At 71.4% G+C, this 16,474-nt stretch carries 16 protein-coding genes; 4 read left to right on the top strand and 12 right to left on the bottom strand.

The features are described from left to right. Positions 1 to 47: 47 nt before the first annotated feature. The 9 genes from ACFT4A_RS09170 to ACFT4A_RS09130 all read right to left on the bottom strand — a co-directional run bounded on the left by ACFT4A_RS09170 (position 48) and on the right by ACFT4A_RS09130 (position 6,656). Positions 48 to 527 carry a pilus assembly protein TadG-related protein gene (locus tag ACFT4A_RS09170; RefSeq protein WP_382827375.1) on the bottom strand — a complete coding sequence of 160 codons (480 nt, stop codon included), beginning with the start codon at positions 525 to 527 and terminating at the stop codon, positions 48 to 50. Further along, entirely contained in the window at positions 524 to 919 is a 396-nt protein-coding gene (locus ACFT4A_RS09165) for a TadE/TadG family type IV pilus assembly protein (RefSeq protein WP_382827373.1), read from the bottom strand. The genes ACFT4A_RS09170 and ACFT4A_RS09165 overlap by 4 nt, the downstream gene beginning before the upstream one ends. 44 nt (positions 920 to 963) lie before the next feature. Then, on the bottom strand, positions 964 to 1,422 hold the full coding sequence (locus ACFT4A_RS09160) for a TadE family protein (RefSeq protein ID WP_382827371.1): 459 nt from the start codon (positions 1,420 to 1,422) through the stop codon (positions 964 to 966). Positions 1,423 to 1,489: 67 nt separating this feature from the next. Further along, positions 1,490 to 1,741: a hypothetical protein gene (locus ACFT4A_RS09155; protein ID WP_010041603.1), complete on the bottom strand. Its 252-nt coding sequence runs from the start codon at positions 1,739 to 1,741 to the stop codon at positions 1,490 to 1,492. Positions 1,742 to 1,815: 74 nt separating this feature from the next. Next, a complete protein-coding gene (locus ACFT4A_RS09150; protein WP_359887480.1) occupies positions 1,816 to 2,739 on the bottom strand; it encodes a type II secretion system F family protein in 924 nt (307 codons plus the stop codon). Further along, entirely contained in the window at positions 2,736 to 3,692 is a 957-nt protein-coding gene (locus tag ACFT4A_RS09145) for a type II secretion system F family protein (RefSeq protein ID WP_382827709.1), read from the bottom strand. Before ACFT4A_RS09145 ends, ACFT4A_RS09150 begins: the two co-directional genes overlap by 4 nt. 44 nt (positions 3,693 to 3,736) lie before the next feature. Then, a complete protein-coding gene (locus ACFT4A_RS09140) occupies positions 3,737 to 5,044 on the bottom strand; it encodes a CpaF family protein (protein ID WP_215119620.1) in 1,308 nt (435 codons plus the stop codon). Beyond that, positions 5,041 to 5,916: a hypothetical protein gene (locus ACFT4A_RS09135; RefSeq protein ID WP_382827368.1), complete on the bottom strand. Its 876-nt coding sequence runs from the start codon at positions 5,914 to 5,916 to the stop codon at positions 5,041 to 5,043. The genes ACFT4A_RS09140 and ACFT4A_RS09135 overlap by 4 nt, the downstream gene beginning before the upstream one ends. A gap of 17 nt (positions 5,917 to 5,933) precedes the next feature. Beyond that, positions 5,934 to 6,656: a hypothetical protein gene (locus ACFT4A_RS09130; protein ID WP_382827366.1), complete on the bottom strand. Its 723-nt coding sequence runs from the start codon at positions 6,654 to 6,656 to the stop codon at positions 5,934 to 5,936. A gap of 453 nt (positions 6,657 to 7,109) precedes the next feature. Here ACFT4A_RS09130 and ACFT4A_RS09125 point away from each other — a divergent pair, with 453 nt between their 5' ends. Next, the gene (locus tag ACFT4A_RS09125) at positions 7,110 to 7,829 is read left to right on the top strand and encodes a hypothetical protein (protein WP_382827364.1); all 720 of its coding nucleotides are present in this window, start codon (positions 7,110 to 7,112) and stop codon (positions 7,827 to 7,829) included. 14 nt (positions 7,830 to 7,843) lie between these two features. On the opposite strand, the gene ACFT4A_RS09120 is transcribed toward ACFT4A_RS09125, so the two are convergent. Next, a complete protein-coding gene (locus tag ACFT4A_RS09120) occupies positions 7,844 to 8,275 on the bottom strand; it encodes an SMI1/KNR4 family protein (protein WP_382827362.1) in 432 nt (143 codons plus the stop codon). Between the two features lie 210 nt (positions 8,276 to 8,485). Here ACFT4A_RS09120 and ACFT4A_RS09115 point away from each other — a divergent pair, with 210 nt between their 5' ends. The 3 genes from ACFT4A_RS09115 to ACFT4A_RS09105 are packed head-to-tail and all read left to right on the top strand — an operon-like array spanning position 8,486 to position 13,003. Beyond that, positions 8,486 to 10,516, top strand: a complete 2,031-nt coding sequence (locus ACFT4A_RS09115) for a hypothetical protein (protein WP_382827360.1) — start codon at positions 8,486 to 8,488, stop codon at positions 10,514 to 10,516. Further along, on the top strand, positions 10,506 to 11,774 hold the full coding sequence (locus tag ACFT4A_RS09110) for a hypothetical protein (RefSeq protein WP_382827358.1): 1,269 nt from the start codon (positions 10,506 to 10,508) through the stop codon (positions 11,772 to 11,774). Before ACFT4A_RS09115 ends, ACFT4A_RS09110 begins: the two co-directional genes overlap by 11 nt. A gap of 32 nt (positions 11,775 to 11,806) precedes the next feature. After that, complete coding sequence (locus ACFT4A_RS09105) at positions 11,807 to 13,003, top strand: acyl-CoA dehydrogenase family protein (RefSeq protein WP_382827356.1); 1,197 nt, start codon at positions 11,807 to 11,809, stop codon at positions 13,001 to 13,003. 10 nt (positions 13,004 to 13,013) lie between these two features. Here ACFT4A_RS09105 and ACFT4A_RS09100 read toward each other — a convergent pair whose 3' ends face one another. Continuing rightward, positions 13,014 to 14,225: an LCP family protein gene (locus ACFT4A_RS09100; protein ID WP_382827354.1), complete on the bottom strand. Its 1,212-nt coding sequence runs from the start codon at positions 14,223 to 14,225 to the stop codon at positions 13,014 to 13,016. A 25-nt stretch (positions 14,226 to 14,250) separates the two neighbouring features. Beyond that, positions 14,251 to 16,176: a glycosyltransferase gene (locus ACFT4A_RS09095; protein ID WP_382827352.1), complete on the bottom strand. Its 1,926-nt coding sequence runs from the start codon at positions 16,174 to 16,176 to the stop codon at positions 14,251 to 14,253. Positions 16,177 to 16,474 lie beyond the last annotated feature (298 nt).

Below are 16,474 nucleotides of genomic sequence, written 5' to 3'. Positions count from 1 at the left end.
GTGTACCTCCAGTGGGGGGATCGGTGCTCAGCGAGGGTGACAGGGCCTCACTGGACCTCGTTCTCTGCCACCGCCTGCCCGTGGACGACCACGTCGCCGCCGTAGAACATCCCCGTGAAGACCGGGGAGTAGGTGAGCTGCACGTCGACCTCCACCTGCGCGGCGGTCGCCGCCACGCAGTGGGTCGCCGCGATGTCCGCACCCGTCATGTCCATCTCGCGTGCGAAGGCCTTCACTCGGGCGTTGCAGTTCTCGAAATTGATCGGAGCGGGGCCGCCCACATCGTCGTAGAGGGCCTCGCGGTCGATGTCCTGGGCGGCGAAACGGGCCGCCTGTTCCGCGATGTCGGCCGCCCGTTCCCGCTTGGAGATGGACAGTCCGCCGTCGATCACGAACGCGGAGAGGGAGAGGAAGACCAGCGTGAAGATGATGACCGCGCCGGCGCCCGAGCCGCGGTCGTCCAGGTGGCTGCGACGGGCCGCCCACCAGGAGCGCAACGACGGCCGGTACGAGCGGTTGTGGCTCACGCCGACCTCCGGAACGGGTCCAGCGGAGAGCTGAAGCTCGCCGTCAGCGTCGTCGGGACGTCGAGGCCGAGCATGGCGAGGCCTCGCACCTCGCAGCTCACCTCGACCGTGAAGATGGTGTCGGGCTCGAAGCCGTCGCTCGTCTGGACGACCGACACGGGACCCGCGCAGACATCCGTCAGGTTCGCCTCCGCGGCCTTCTTGGCCTCGGCCATGGCGGTGGCGTGGTTCTTCTGGATCGAGCCCGCGCGGGCCGCGTCCCGGGCCGCTCCGTCGAGCGCCCCGCGGCCGTCCACGAGCTGGCCGAAGGCCACCAGGACGAGGATGAACAGGATCATCACCGGGGCGAGGATCACGACCTCGACCGTGGACAGGCCCCGATCGTCGTCCATGGACCGGCCGTCCTTCGCAGGAGCGTCTGGAGGGAAGAGAGCCATCAGTTCTCCTCCCGGACGAACCGTTCCACCGGGCCCGCCGACTGCGCGTGCACCGTCAGATCCAGGCCCGGGAACACCGTCGGCACCCGGGCAGCGATCTCCACGCCCACCGTGTTCTGGTCCGGCTGGAGCATCGTCACGTCCGGCCCCAGCACCAGCTGCGGGCCGAGTTGGCGGATGTAGGCGTCCACCACGTCCTGTGCCTCGCCCCGCCAGGCACCCGGGTGTTCGTTCGCCGTGGCACGCGCCTTGCGCGCTCCCGCCTGGGCCGCCGCCTGGGCCACGTGGTCCGCGAAGAAGTACAGGGCGAACTGCACCGTCGCGAAGATCATGAAGAACAGCACCGGGGTGAGCAGCACGAACTCGATCGCGGTCATGCCTGAGTCACCGCGGGCGGCCGCCCTCTTCCGTACGGCCTCCACCCTGCGGCGTACCCGTCTGCTCACGTCTGCCGGCATCCCCGTGACCCCGTTGTCCTTACGTCTGTCCCTGCGACTGCCTCTACGACGATCAGGCGATCGGCGATCAGCAGGTCTTGCCCGCGTCCGCGCCCTTGATGCAGTCGCCGACCTTGTTGGCGCCCTCGCTCAGCGCGGCGTTGATGATGGCGGCCACGACACCGACGATCGCCACGACGACCGCGGAGATGATGACCCATTCGACCGCGGAGGCACCGCGGTCCAGCTCGCCGGAGCGGGCACGCTCAGTGCGGGCCTGCAGGAAGGTGACCAGGAAGTCCACGGCAGGGATGCCGGTGTGGAAGTTGCGTCCGTTCATGACGTCTTGTCCTTTCGAAATCGGTTCACGGAAGTTCTGGAGTTGTGAAGGTCGCTGCAAGGCTCATGCACGGCTCACTGCACCTGGAACACCCGCATCGCCGCCGGAAAGATCAGGAACACCAGAAACCCGGCGCACAGCAGCAGCTGCGCCACGAGCATCGACTGGGACTTCTCGCCCGCGCTGCCCTCGATCTCGGCGAGTTCGCGGTGCCGCATGGTCTCGGCGCGGGAGGCGAGGGACTCGCGGACCTTCGCTCCGTCGTCCGCGACCAGGGCCAGGGAGGCGGAGAGGTCCTTGAGCTCCTCGACGCCGATCTCCTCGCCGAGCTGGCCGAGCGCCTGCCACTGGCTGAGGCCGGTGATACGGGCGTCGGACAGGGCGTTGCGGATGCGCTGGTTGGCCCAGCCGTCCGACACCTCCGCCGCCGCCATCAGGGCCTCCGGCAGACCGCGTCCGCCGGCGAGGCTCATCGACACCAGGTCGAGGTAGGCGCCGATCACGCGCCGCAGGTCGCGCCGCTTGTCGGCGGCGTCCCGCCGTACCTCGAGGTCGGGCAGGAAGAAGAAGACCACCGCGAACAGCAGCGCCAGCCACACCGGGATGATCGGGCTCTTGCCGACGCCCAGGGTCCAGACGATGGCGAACAGGAACGGGCCGAAGAACAGGCCCGCCACACCCAGCAGCACCTTCGTCGCCAGGAACTTCTCCCAGCTGCGCTCCAGCACCGCCAGGTCGGCGCGCAGCGAGCGCTGCTCCCACCCCTGCTGGAGGTAGAACTCGGAGACCCGCAGGCCGACTTCGGCCCGCAGCGCGCCGAGGCGGCCCTTCTCCCGTTCGCGGCGCGCCGATTCGTACGCCGAGCCGCGCGCCCGCATCGCGTCGATCCGCGCGACCTGTGAGATCGCGCTCCGCTTGCTGGGCATGAGGGCGCGGACGAGGGCGTAGATGCCCAGACCGATGACGGCGCCGACGACGAGCGGCATCGTGAGGTTCATCGGCGTGCCCCCTCTTCCTGCGGCAGTTGCTGGGACTGCTGCGACTGCTGCGACGGCGTCCTGGGACGGACGAACTGGACGGCTGCCTCGTCCCGTACCAGGAAGCGCTCGGGCGTCTCGATGGTGGACAGCTTGCGCAGCCACCAGAAGCCGAGCGCGAACAGGCCGCAGACACAGGCCAGGACGAGCTGGCCGGCGGGCGTCCCGTACGGCTCCACGAATTCGCGGTTGAAGATCGACAGGCCGAGGACGAAGGAGATCGAGACCGCTACGACGATCTGCACCGACCGCCGCGTGGACGACCGCTGGGCCATCACACGCTGGCGCATGTCGACCTCCTCGCGGGCCGACTTGGCGAGGGCGCCGAGCACCTGGCGCAGACCGGGTCCGCGCAGGCGGGCGTTGAGGATCAGGGCCGCGACGATGATGTCGGCGGAGGCGTCGTCGATCTCGTCGGCGAGCTGCTGGAGCGCCTCGGGCAGCGGCGTGCGGGAGCGCAGGCGGTCGACGAGGGCGTCGAGGTGGGGACGCAGGACCGGGGCCGCGGCGCGGGCGGAGGCCGGGATGGCCTGTTCGAGGCCCACCGCGCCGGCGATGGTGTCGCGCAGAGACTCCGTCCAGGAGGCGAGGGCCTCCACGCGGCGCATGGCGGCCCGCTCCTCCCCGGCGCCGCCGAACAGGCGGTCCCAGAAGAAGACGAGAACGCCGGCGGCGATGCCCGCGACGGCCCAGCGGGTGAGGAGCAGGACGACCAGGCCGACGATGGCCGCGAGCGAACCGCGCTGGCCGGCGAAGCGGATCAGTTCGCTCCACCGCTCGGCGGCCTTCTGCTTCTCGTGGTCGGGCTTGGCGGGCAGGCCGCGTACGGCGACGAGGAGGAGCGCGATGCCGCCGCCGACGGCGACGCCGCTGCCTATCGAGTACAGGACGGTGGTGGAGAACAGGCCGCCCATGGAGCCGAGCGAGCCGAGTGCCGCGAGAGTTGTGTTCACGCCCGTCACCCCCAGGTCCCGGTCGGCCGGTAGCCGTGTGCCATCAGTTCCTCCAGGCAGGCGATGGGGGCGTGCGGCACGACCCGGCCGTCGGGAGCCTCCGCGAACACTTCGCTGGACAGGACGCGTCCGTCGACGCCGTTGACCTCGCGGACGGAGGTGACCATGCGCTGGAGGCGGCCGCCGTTGCCGTAGTTGTTGCGCCGCTGGATGAAGACGACGAAGTTCACCGCGCCCGCGATCAGCATCTGGCTGGCCTCGATGGGCAGCCGCTCGGAGGCCTGCAACGCGTAGGTGGAGATACGGTTGAAGACCTCGTGGGAGCTGTTGGCGTGGATCGTGGACAGCGAGCCGTCGTTGCCCTGCGACATCGCGTTGAGCATGGTGACGATCTCGTCGCCGAGGACCTCACCGACGATGACGCGCGAGGGGTTCATACGCAGCGAGCGTCGCACCAGCTCCGCCATCGAGATCATGCCCTGGCCCTCGGAGTTGGGCAGGCGTTCCTCGAAGGCGACGACGTTGGGATGCAGGTCGGCGAAGGTGTCGAGGCCGAGCTCCAGGGCCCGCTCGACGGTGATGAGGCGCTCGTTCGGGGGGATCTCGTTGGCGAGGGCCCGCAGGAGCGTGGTCTTGCCGGCGTTGGTGGCGCCCGCGATCATGATGTTCTTGCGGGCGCGGACCGCGCAGGCCATGAAGTGGGCGACCTCGGGCGTCACCGTGCCGTTGCCGACGAGGTCGGAGATGAACACCTTGCCCATGCGCGCGCGGCGGATGGACAGGGCGGGGCGCCGGGTGACGTCCATGACGGCCGACAGACGCGAACCGTCGGGGAGCCGGAGGTCGAGCTGGGGGTTGGCCGAGTCGAAGGGGCGGGAGGACAGACCCGAGTACGCGCCGAGCACCTGGATGAGCTCGATGAGCTCCTCGTCGGTCTCGGCGACGGGGTCGGCCGTCACCTCACGGCCGTCGGCGTACCCGACGAAGACCTGGTCGTAGCCGTTGATGTCGATGTTCTCGACGTCGGGGTTGTCCAGCAGCGGCTGGAGCCGGCCGACGCCGAACAGCGCGGCGTGCACGGCGGCCGCGTACTGCTCCTCGGTCTCGGCGTCCAGCGGCGTACGGCCCGCGTTGATCTCGGCGCGGGCGTACTCCTCCAGGATCTGGGCTATGACGGCACGCGCGTACTGCCGCTCGTCCTCCGTGGACATCGGAGTGACGTTGTTGACCTGGTCCTGTCGGCGCTGCTCGGCGATACGGTCGCCGGCGTCCTGGCGGAACCGCTTGACCAACTGGTGGTCGACAGCGGTCATGCGCCGGCCCCCGCGTGGCCCTGCATCTGGCCCGGGTGGTGGTGCTGGGCCTGGTTCGCCTGGGCGGAGGCGGCCCAGGCGGCGCCGTACTGCTGGTAGATGTCGGCCGCGACCTTGCGGGCCGAGCGGATCAGCAGCGACTTGTCGAGCCGGCCGCGCCTGCGGCCCGCCAGCTGGTCGGCGCCGGCCGGGTCGTCGGCGATGGTGCCGACCACGCGGGCGCCGGTCTGGGCGTGCACGAGCATGTCGTTGACCTGCGAGGCGAGCTTGGCCGCCGTGCCCGTGTCGGCGATCAGGACGACGCCGATCATCGGGGTGCCGAGGCTCGCGGCGCCGCGCGATCCGCCGTGCAGCTTGCCGGCGAGGGCGGCTGCGCGGTCGCGGACCCGGGCGATGGCCTCCGGCTCGGTGCGCGAGATGAGCAGCACGAGCGCGGCGTGCGGGAACAGTTCGACGGCAGGGGTGTCCCCGCTGATCCGTCCGCAGTCGGCGATGACGTCGGCGGCGGCGTTCGGGGAGTCGGCGAGGGAGGCGAAGGCGTGCCCGAGGGTCGGCCACAGCCCGGCGAGGCCGGCCGCCTGCTCGGCGATGCCGAGCCCGACGAGCACCTCGAGGCCGCCGCTCAACGGCTGGACGTGGTCCCAGAGCTGGTCCGGCACGAGTCCGCGGCGCGCGGTGGCGGCGATGGACAGCATGCCGGTGTTGGGGTTCAGCGGTCCGCCGTGCGCGGCGGCGCTGCGGTAGACGAGGTCACCGCCCGCCGGGTCCGCCTCGGCGAGCAGGACACGGCGCGGCCAGACCGCCGAGAGAGCGACGGCCGCGGTGGTGACGCCGGGGGAACCCTTGTCGGCGGCGAGAGCGATGAGCGCCATGGGGTGGGTGCCGCCTTCTAGTTGCCGGGGACGTGCACGATGGCGACCTGGCTCGCGGCCGCCGCGGAGGCGAGCGCGGCCGCGTCGGCCTCGTCGACGAGGACGGTGAGCGAGAGGTTGCCGGTGCTCACGGTCGCGTCGTCGTCTTCGGCGACATTGTTCACGCGCGCGTTGTCGACGATGGCGCCGGAGGACGAGGTGCCGCTCGAGCCGGTGTTGTCGTCGGTGTTGTTCGAGGGGGTTCCGCTGGTGCTGACCCGGTAGGCGGCGACGATGTCACCGGCCTTGATGTCGGAGGGGTACTGGCCCTCCTTGAGGGCGAGGCCGACGGAGGCCTTGCCTGCGGGGAGGCTCGCCTTCTTGGCGAACATCTCACCGACCGCGAGAGTCCCCGGGTAGATCGTGGACTTGGCCTTGTAGGTCTGGATGGTCTTCAGCTGCGACCACTCGACGTAGTGGATGCTGTCGTCCTTGGCGACCATCACGGAGGTCACGTCGGTGTCCTTGAGGGACTCGCCCGCCTGGACTTCGCTCTTCACCTTGACGACCTCGACCCGGTCACCGGCCTGCAGCACGAGCATCGTCGCGCCCAGCGCGCCCACCAGGATGAGCAGCACCGCGAGCGCGGCCAGTGCCGGTTTGCGCTCGCGAGGTGGTGCGGGAAGGCGGTCGCCGACCGACGGCTGAGCCGGAGAGGCGGAACGGCCAGCGCCCGCCCCCGTACGCTCTTGGATCTTCACGCAACCGCTCCCCGTACACCCAAGATGATGTCTGTCAATTTGCCTTCAAAATTGGACACTTCACCCGCGCCTGCCCCGCACGGAAACTGTGGGACGGGCCGGACGTACCCGCCCGACCTGGGCGAATAGCCAGCACTGGGGGTGAGTGTCAAGCCATCGCACCGTATCAGCCGCACATAAGCCCCTCAAGGCGCGTCCTACGTCCTGAACCTCACGGCGCGCGCCGTTATCCATCTGCAACTTCCGGCCCGGACAAACCCGTTGATGGCGGCACACTGACAGGCCGTTCACCGTGCGGCTCCCTGTGCGGCAGCGAATCCACACCGGACCGACGGACGCACGACAACCGGCCCTTTCGTCACGCACCGACCATGAGGCCCACACGATTCACTCACGTGAGGCGGGATTTCGCCGTGCCATGATCGTCGGCCTGTCCCCCACGAGGAGTCCTCTATGAAGCGGGCCGCGCTCGCCGCCTCCACTCTGTCCCTGCTCTCCCTCGCCACGCTCACGGCGTGCGGCGGGGACGCCGCATCGGATGCGGCGACCGGTGAGCCGAGGCCCACCGCGTCCCGGGCGAAGCAGGTGACTCCGGCCGAGCGGCTGGCGAAGCTCATGGTCACGAAGAAGGACGTGCCGGGGCTCTCCGTGAGGCCCGCGTCCAAGAAGGACGACGAGTACGCCTTCGCCCAGTCCCCGGACGAGATCACGGTCGACAAGCCGGCCTGCGCCCCTCTGGTCCACGCGATGAACCAGCTGCCCCTCGGCGAGTCTCAGGGCGACCTGACCCACTCGGTCCTGGAAAGCAGCAAGTTCACGTACATCACGCTCACGACGTACGCGCCCGGCAAGGCCGAGTCCGCCTTCGCAGGGCTGGCCAAGGGCGTCGACTCGTGCGGCGGTGGCTTCACGGCGAAGGCGAAGGACACGGCCACGTACGACTCCGCCACCAGCGAGAAGCCGGTGGCCGAGGGTGGTGACGAGTCACTGGCCTTCCGGTCCACGACGACCGTCAAGGGCACCACCCACACCATGCACGCCCAGGCCGTCCGCAAGGGCGACGTCCTCACCGTCTACTTCTCCGTCGACGCCATGGCCATGGTCCAGGAGAGGCCGGGCGACGCGAAGCTCCCGACGGCGGTGGTGAAGGCGCAGAACGCGAAGCTGGGCTGAGGCACCGGGTTCCGCTACCGGTACCAGTCCTCTCCGTCGCTTCCCAACGCCTTACGCAGATAGCCGCCCAGGTCGGGCGCCACGAGGCTGCGTTCATCCGTCTCGTGGTCCCAGACGTGGACGCTGTCGTCGCCGAGGTCCTGGACGAAGGCGAACTGGTCTCCCCCGCCGTTGTCGCCGAAGAACAGCAACGGGTCGAAGGGGCGGTAGAGGGGACGGAATTCGGGTCGGGTGCGAAAGGCGAGGTTGTCGTTCAGGATGCGGTCGGCGGGCCAGACGATGTCCTCGCCGTAGGGGCCCTCGATCCCGTCGGTCTCCAGGAGGAGGGAGCGGAGGGCGGGTGGCAGAGGGCGGCCCAGGGTCGTCTCGACGGCATGGAGGGCGGCGTGGGGAGCGGGAGGGCGCCAGGAGCCCGTCACCGAGTCTCCGAGCGACTCGCGCCACATGCCGGCCTCACTCCCTCCCGTGCCGAGCCCCGGCGAACGCCATCCATCCTTCCACCGACCGGTGTTCACCGATCCCGACCGCCCCGCCCGGGAGCCCGGCAACCTGTAGCACTCGCGAAGCCCCCGGTAGAGTTTCGCCCGGACAGCGATCGGAACGCGGGGGGCATACCGGTGAGAGCAGTCGCGACAAACAGGGCATACGCAGTGCATATGCCGGTACTGAGCAGCGACCGGCCACGTCTCCTCCGGGTGCTGCTCGCGCTCTGCGCCGTAACGGCTTTCTTCGCAACCGCCACCCCGGCCCGGGCGGCAGAGGCCGACGCCCCGGCACCCGTCACCCAGGCCGCCTACCTCGCCGACCGCCTCCGCGAGAACCCGGTCCACGTCACCGACCAGCTCCCGCGCGAGATCCCCCGCTCCACCGCCCCCGACTTCGCGAGGCTCGCGAAGAAGGCCGGCGTCCCGACGTACGTCCTGGTCCTGCCGTCCCAGAGCAGCACGCACGCACGGCAGTTGCTCGGCGCGGTGCACGACCGGCTGGGGCGGGACGGGGTGTTCGTCCTGGTCGACGAGAGCGGGATCACGGAGGCCACGGCCTACGGCGTGCGCGTCCCGGCCGACGCCGCCTTGACCGTCACGAGGTATGAACTGCCCTATGACGCGGGTCCGTTGCTCAGCTTCGAGAGGTTCGTCGACGTCATCGCCCAGGGCGGCGAGAAGGCCACGGCTCGGGCCGAGGCGGCGCGTGAGAAGTACCGGGACGACGAGCCCGCCGACATGTACATCGGCCCGTCCGACCGCGAGAACCAGTCGTTCGTCACGGGCATCCTGCTCACCGGCGTGCCCCTGACGATCCTCCTGGTGGCCGGCTTCGCGCGTCGCCGCCGCCGTCGCTCCGGGGCCGGGCGGCGCGTCCCCCGCTGGGTCGTGCCCGGCGCGGCCGTGCTCACCGCCGCCGCCTTCGCCCTCACCGCGCCCGTCGTCTTCGACCAGACCAGGTCGAGCGCGGCGGAGCCACCCGCCCCCGCCGACCTGTCCGCCCGGGTCGACCGCGTCGCGGCGGGCCTGAAGCAGGACCCCGTCTACGCGGACCCGGAGAGCCCGAGGGTCCTCGACTCCCGCCAACGGGACCGGCTGCACGACCGGATCCGGGACTTCCGGCGTTCCGACGGCGGCGGCCCGGTGTACGTCCTGCTCGTGCCGCAGACGCCGGAGAGCGAGTCGGCCGGCGACTCGTGGCTGTTCGCCGCCGCCGTGCACGCCAAGGCGCGCCAGGACGGGCTGTACGTCGTGGCCGCCCCGGACGACGGCACGATCGACGTCTACAACTACGGCCTGCGCATCGACGCCGACCGACTGTCCCTCGACCTGCCGGACGCGGTCACGCTCGGCGACAGCAAGGCGGACGACGCCGACGACCACCTCCTCGGCGAGCGCCTCGACACGCTCATGACCTTCCTCGACAAGGCCCCGCGCACGGACCGCCCAGACCTCGAGTCCGCGCCGGCCGCCGCCCCGAAGGCCGACGAGCACACCCTTCCGCCCCTGTTCGCCACCGACTTCCTGCCCGGCCTGTTCGTGGGCGCCTTCGCGGCCCTCGTACTGTCCGCCGCCGTGGCGGGCGTGATGTGGACCGCCGGCCGTCTGCTGCGGCGCCGCGATCCCGCTCCCGAGCCGACCGACCGCCTGCCCTTCACGGCGCCGACCGAGCCCTCGGCCTCCTACCTCCGGCGCACCGCGTACACCGAACTCCACACCCTCACCGGAGAGTTCACCGACCCGGACGACCGCACCCGCGCCTGGGACCACCTCGACGCGGCGATGCTCCTGGTCGACGGCGACCCCGACCGCGCCCGGGCGGCGGGCACGGATCCCGCGACCCTGGTCGCCGTCATCGTGCTCGCGCGGGCGGGCCGTGCCGCGCTCGCCGGCGACACGGACGGCCTGTGCTGCGGCGTCAACCCCCTGCACGGCCCCGCCGTCAGCCGTCACCACGTCAGGGTCACCACGGAGGGGGTGGCCAGACGGCTGCTCCCCGTCTGCGAGCCCTGCCGCGACACGGCCATCGCCCAACCGGGCGGCATCCCGGGCAGATTGCTGAAGCTGCCCGACCCTTCCCTCGGCAACAGCCGTGTCCCCTATTACGACTATGACGACGCGACCGACGGCCCGCTGACCGCCGTACCCCACGGAATCGCCCGGCTGATCGACAAGGTGAGGGAGACCGCAGGTGTCCACTGACGTCAAGCGCGTGACCACCGTCCTCACGGCGCTGCTGCTGGCGGCGCTGACCACCACGGCGAGCCCCGGTGCCGCATGGGGGGCGGGCAGCGCCGGGCCCAGCGCCGGGCAACGCATCGCCAACGCGTTGCGCACCTCTCCCGTCTACGTCGACGAGGCCTACGCCGATGCCGTACCGCCGTCCCGGCAGCGGCAGTTGGCACAGCAGATCCGCCGAACGGGCCTGCCGATCAAGGTCGTGCTCACTCCCCTCACCAAGGGCGACGCCTTCGACGGCGACTCCGATGTCCTGGCCGGGACGGTCCGTGACCGGCTCCCGGATCAGCGCGAGCTCGTCCTCATCACGACGGACGGCGACTTCGCGGACTCCCTGAACGGCTACGAGTGGCCCGCCGACACCCACCAGACCCGGGACGCCGTGACCGCCGCCGGCTTCCTGGACGAGACGCGGGACGCGGGACTCGCCGACCTGACCGACAAGGCCGTGGAACTGGTCGCGGAGGGCAAGGGCACGCAGCGGTACGAGGAGGCGATCAAGGACCTGGACGGCGCGACGGCGCCCTCCGCGACGCCGGACGACTCGGCGGCGACCTCGGCCGCGTCGTACTCGGGCGGCTCCGCATGGTGGCTGCTCATCGGCGTACCCGTCCTGGCCCTGGCGGCGGCCCTCGCGGCCCGGGGCGGGATCCGTACCCGCAAGACGCCTCCGGCCGTGCCGCAACTGGTGTTCGCGACGGCCCGCGCGGCCGACGAGGCGGAGCTGCGGCGCCGGGCGGAGACGGAGGTCCTGGCGCTCGGCGAGGCCACCCAGGCCGCCGACCTCGCCACCACGCCGGGACTCCAGCACGCCCTCGACGCCTACGCCGCGGCCGGCACGGTCCTCGACGAGGCCCGGGGCCTGCCCGACCTGGCGGGTGTCCTCGCCCTGGTCCAAGAGGGCCAGGACGCCCTGAACGGCACCCACGACACGGCGCTCCCCCGCTGCTTCTTCCACCCCCTGCACGGCCGTGCCGCCCTCCGCACCGGCTGGCGTCCGCTCGGCCGCCGGGACCGGCTGGACGTGGCGGTGTGCCAGGAGTGCGCGGACGCGCTGCGGGACCGCCGCGCCCCGGAGGTGCTCACCGACACGGACGAGAACGGCCGTACGGTCCCCTACTTCGAGCTGCCGGCCGAGCGGAGCGTATGGGCCGCGACGGGGTACGGCTCGCTGAAGGCGCCGCTGGCCGGGATCAACTCACGGGGGATCAGGGCCCGTTGACACCGGCGCCCGGGGCAGGTCACGGTGCAGCCATGACTTCGGGCACGCGAGACACCGTTCTGCCTGTACCTCCCACCGACACCGGCCTGGTCGAGCGCGTCCGCGAACTCGCCCCTCTCGTCCGCGGGCACGCCCTGCGGACCGAGCGGGAGCGGCGGGTGACGCGGGAGGTCGTGGAGGCGCTGACCGGGACCGGGATCCAGCGGATGAACGTGCCCCGGCGGTACGGCGGTTACCAGAGCAGCCTGCGCACCCAGGTCGACGCGCTGGCGGAGCTGTCGGCGGCGTGCGGTTCGGCCGGCTTCATGACGCTGATCCAGGCCGGATGCGCGTACGTCGCCGCGCTCTTCCCCGACGAGGCGCAGGACGAGATCTTCACCAGCCCCGACGTGCGCGTCGGCGGCAGCCTGATCCCGAGCGCGACGGCCGTCCCGACGGGCGACGGCGGCTATGTGGTCAACGGGACCTCGCCCTTCGCCACCGGCTGCCGGGACGCCGACTGGCATCTGCTGACCGCCCGGATCGAGGGGCGGCCCGAGACGGTGTGGACGGCCATGCCCGTGGCCGACCTGGAGATCCTCGACGACTGGCGGGTGTCGGGCCTCGCGGGCAGCGGCAGCAACAGTGTCGTGGCGCGCGATGTCGTCGTACCGGCGCACCGCGTACTGCCGGTCGCCCCGCTGCTCGGCGGCGAGTTCGCGTCGAAGGCCAACGCGGAGGACCCGTTCTACCGGGTGCCTGTGCTGCTGATGTTCTGCGTCTGGGCGACGCCGAACGCCCTCGGCCTCGCCCGCTCGGCCCTCGCCGAGTTCCGCGAGCGGATCCACCGGCGGGGCATCACGTACACCTTCTACGAGCGGCAGAACGAGGCTCCCGTCACGCATCTGCAGACGGCCGAGGCGGCGTTGAAGATCTCCTGCGCCGAGCATCTGACCGACGAGATCGTCACGCTGCTCGGGGAGCGGGCGGCGAGCGGGGAGCCGTACACGACCGAGGAACGGGCCGGGGTCCGGGCGCGCAGCGGCTATGTGGCGCGGCTCTGCCTGGAGGCCGCCGACCTGCTCGGCTCGGCCTCGGGCGCCTCCTCCCTCCACGAGGAGGTGCCGATCCAGCGGGCCGTGCGTGATCTGCGGGCGCTGAACCTGCACGCGTTCGTCCATCCGGCGACCAACCTGGAGCTGTACGGCAGGGTGCTGGCGGGGCTGGAGCCGGGCACGCCGTTCATCTAGCCGCCCTGTCTCATGTGCCGGGCGGCCGGTCCTCCCGTATCGCCGCGAACAGGGCGCGGGCCCGCCGGTCGTCCCACTTCACCGCGCTGCCCTTGGAGGTCCGCAGGTCCGGGTCGGCCACGGGCACGTTCAGCTGGCTTCCGCCGCCGGCCGTGGCCTTCTTCATGGCCTCGAACAGTTTCATGAGGTCGGGCAGTTCCGTGCCCTCGTCGACGATGAGCGTCTCGAGGCCGGCGTTCAGGGTCGGGAAGGACTTGGACGGGTCGGCGAGGGTGGAGGGGGTGGCCGCCTTGTCGGCCAGGGCGGCGAGGAACTTCTGCTGGTTGCGGGTTCGCCCCAGGTCGCCCTGGGCCTCCTGCTTGCGCTGCCGTACGAAGGCCAGGGCCTCGGAGCCGTCGAGGGTCTGGCAGCCGGCCTGCAGATCGGCGCCGGAGTCCTTGTCCCGTACGGCCTTGTCCAGGCACATGTCGACGCCGCCGACCGCGTCCACCACCCCCACGAAGCCGGCGAAGCCGATCTCCGCGTAGTGGTCGATGTGCAGGCCGGTGTTGCGTTCCACGGTCTGCACGAGCAGGTCGGGGCCGCCCAGCGAGAACGCGGCGTTCAGTTTGTTCGGAGTGGCCCGGTAGCTCCTGCCGGTGTCGGGATCGACGTAGGGCGGGAGGGTCACCCAGGAGTCACGCGGCAGGCTGAGCATCGTGGTGCCGTTCGCCCCGGTGTGCAGCAGGATCACCGAGTCGGTACGGCGGCCGTCGGTCGAGCCGGTGTTGAGGTCCTTCTTGTCCTTCTCCGACAGTCCGTCGCGGCTGTCGGAGCCGACGACCAGGTAGTTGGTGCCCTCGCCGGGCGGCACCCGGCTGCTGAGCGTGCCGAGGTCGACCTGCTGGTTGAGCCGGGTGTCCGCCCAGACGTACGTACCGGCGCCGGCGAGCGTCAGGACGGTGGACAGGACGGCGGCGGTACGCACGAAGCGGCGGCTGCGTCCGGCTCGGCGGCGGGGGGTTCTGCTGCCGGGGTTTCTGCCGCCTGGGTTTCCGCTGTCGCCTCTTCGGCCGGGCTCCTGGACGCCGCCGTCGTAGCGGCCGGGCGCGGCCGACGAGGACATGCCGGGCAGGGGGGCGGTACGGGTCGACGGCGGGGGCACCATCGGGGACGAGGGCGGGACCCTTCTCGGGTCCTGCCCCGCCCGGTGGTCCCCCGGATGGTCGGTCCAGTCGCTCATCGGCCCCTCGAAGGTGCTGTGGGTGTCAGCGCATCGGCACGCTCCTATACGGAACGGGCCCACCGATCTGTTCAGCGGCCGTCCCCGAGCGCTGCATCCGCTGCCACCGCAGCCGGCTCCCGACCAGCAGCGCCACCAGCGACTGGATGACGACGAGATACATCAACTGCCGGTAGACGATGATCTGGAACGGCATCGACCACAGCGCCCGCACCGGCTCCCCGTCGAGTCTGAGCGCGTAGCCGGAGCAGACGACCTGCACGCCGAAGAAGGCGAACCACACCGCCGCCGACTCCACCGGGTCGCGGAACAGCACGCCGTACAGGGCGTAGACGTCGATGACGGGCGCGAGCAGCGGCAGGGCGACCTGGAAGAGCGCGAGGTAGGTCAGCCCACGCCGCCCGAACCGCCCGGCGGTCCCCCGGCCGAAGAGCGCACCGCGGTGCTTCCACATCGCCTGGAGCGTGCCGTAGCACCACCGGTACCGCTGCCGCCACAACTGCCGGACGCTGGTGGGCACTTCGGTCCAGGCGACGGCGGACTCCTCGTACAGCACCCGCCAGCCCGCCCGCCACAGGGCCATCGTCAGGTCGGTGTCCTCGGCGAGGGTGTCCTCGCTGACCCCGCCGACGCCGATCACCGCGTCCCGGCGGAACGCCCCGATGGCGCCCGGCACGGTCGGCATGCACTCCAGCACCTCGAACATGCGCCGGTCGAGGTTGAAGCCGAAGACGTACTCGAGGTGCTGCCATCTGCCCAGCAGGGTGCGCCGGTTGCCGACCTTGGTGTTGCCGCTGACGGCGCCCACGGCCGGGTGCGCGAGCGGCTGGACGATCCGCTCGATGGCGTCGGGCTCGAAGACGGTGTCGGCGTCGACCATCACGACGATGTCGTACCGGGCGTACGCGAGCCCGGTGTTGAGGGCTGCGGCCTTCCCCGAGTTCGGCTGCCGCACCACCTCCACCCGCGCGTCCCCCATGTTCTCGGCGATGTCGGCGGTCCGGTCGCTCGACCCGTCGTCGATCACGACGATCTGCAGCTCCCGATGACTGGAGTCGAGCAGCGACCGCAGGGTCGACCCGATCCCGGCCTCCTCGTTGTACGCCGGCACGAGCACGGTCACCGGCCCGGACGCATCCCGCATCCAGGGCGCCCCGGTCCGGAACCGCTCCAGCCGGCGCACATGCGCCCGCGCGAACAGGGCGAGCAGCAACAGCCGCAGTATGCCGAGCCCACCGGCGACACCGAGGATCCAGATCATGGCGGTGGAGAAGACCTGCCCGATCCGCGTGACCCAGATGAGCCCCTCCCCCGACCACCGCTCCACGAAGGAGGCGGACTTGTACGGGACGAGCCCGAGCCCGTCGGACACGGTGGTGAACCGGTCGACGCCCCGGTCCTTCAGCAGCCTGCGCGCCTCCGCGTAGGCGCTCTCCGTCTGGCTCAGCTGCCGGACGATCCCCTGCGCCGGCTTCCGCGCGCCCTTGTCGGCGGAGACCAGCACGTACCCGTACCCGGTGGCCCGCCGCGCCGCGTCCCACTCCCGGCCGCAGAGCGTGTCGGGGGTCGTCGTCCGCGGCATCCGCAGCAGATTGGTCCGCTGCCCGGTGGTCCCGGCCAGCGCGCTCTGGGTCAGCTCCAGCTCGGCCTCGAAACGGGGCCCGGACGACTCCCCCAGCACGGCCCCGGTGTACGTGTTGGACCCGATCTCATGCCCCTCGGCCCGGATCCGCCGCACCAGCTCGGGATGCCGGGCGGCCTGGGCCCCGTGCACGAAGAAGGTGGCCCGCGCGTTGTTCCTGCGGAGCAGATCCAGCAGCCGCGGGGTCCACACGGGGTCCGGCCCACCGTCGAAGGTGAGCGCCACGGTCCGGGCGGGCATCCCCCCGGTCCGAATCCCGTCCCGGTTGATCCCGATCACGGGCCCGCCCTTCGCCACGGCATCGGGCACGGGCGAGGCACAGGCCGACCGCGTCTTCGCGGCGTCGACCTCGTGCTGGGTCCAGCCCTCGAAGATCAGAAAGGCGAAGACGACGGGCAGGGTGAGGGCGAGAAGCAGCCAGTGGGCCCGGGGGTCGCGGGACTGCTTGTGACGGCCTTTGCTGCGGCGGGGCGGGGGGTGGGGGGACGTGGTGGAGGTCAGGGGGCTTCACCGCCCCCGCGCACGGACCACACCCCGCCTCCCACAAGCCGTCTTCTCCACAGCGCGCCGGGGAGCCTTCCGCACGAAAGGGGCGCTGGCTTCGCTT

This window comes from Streptomyces sp. NPDC057099, assembly GCF_042671245.1.
Classification (GTDB): Bacteria; Actinomycetota; Actinomycetes; order Streptomycetales; family Streptomycetaceae; genus Streptomyces; species Streptomyces purpurascens.
Note: the sequence above shows the minus strand (reverse complement) of the source record. Positions and strands in the feature narration are given on the sequence as shown.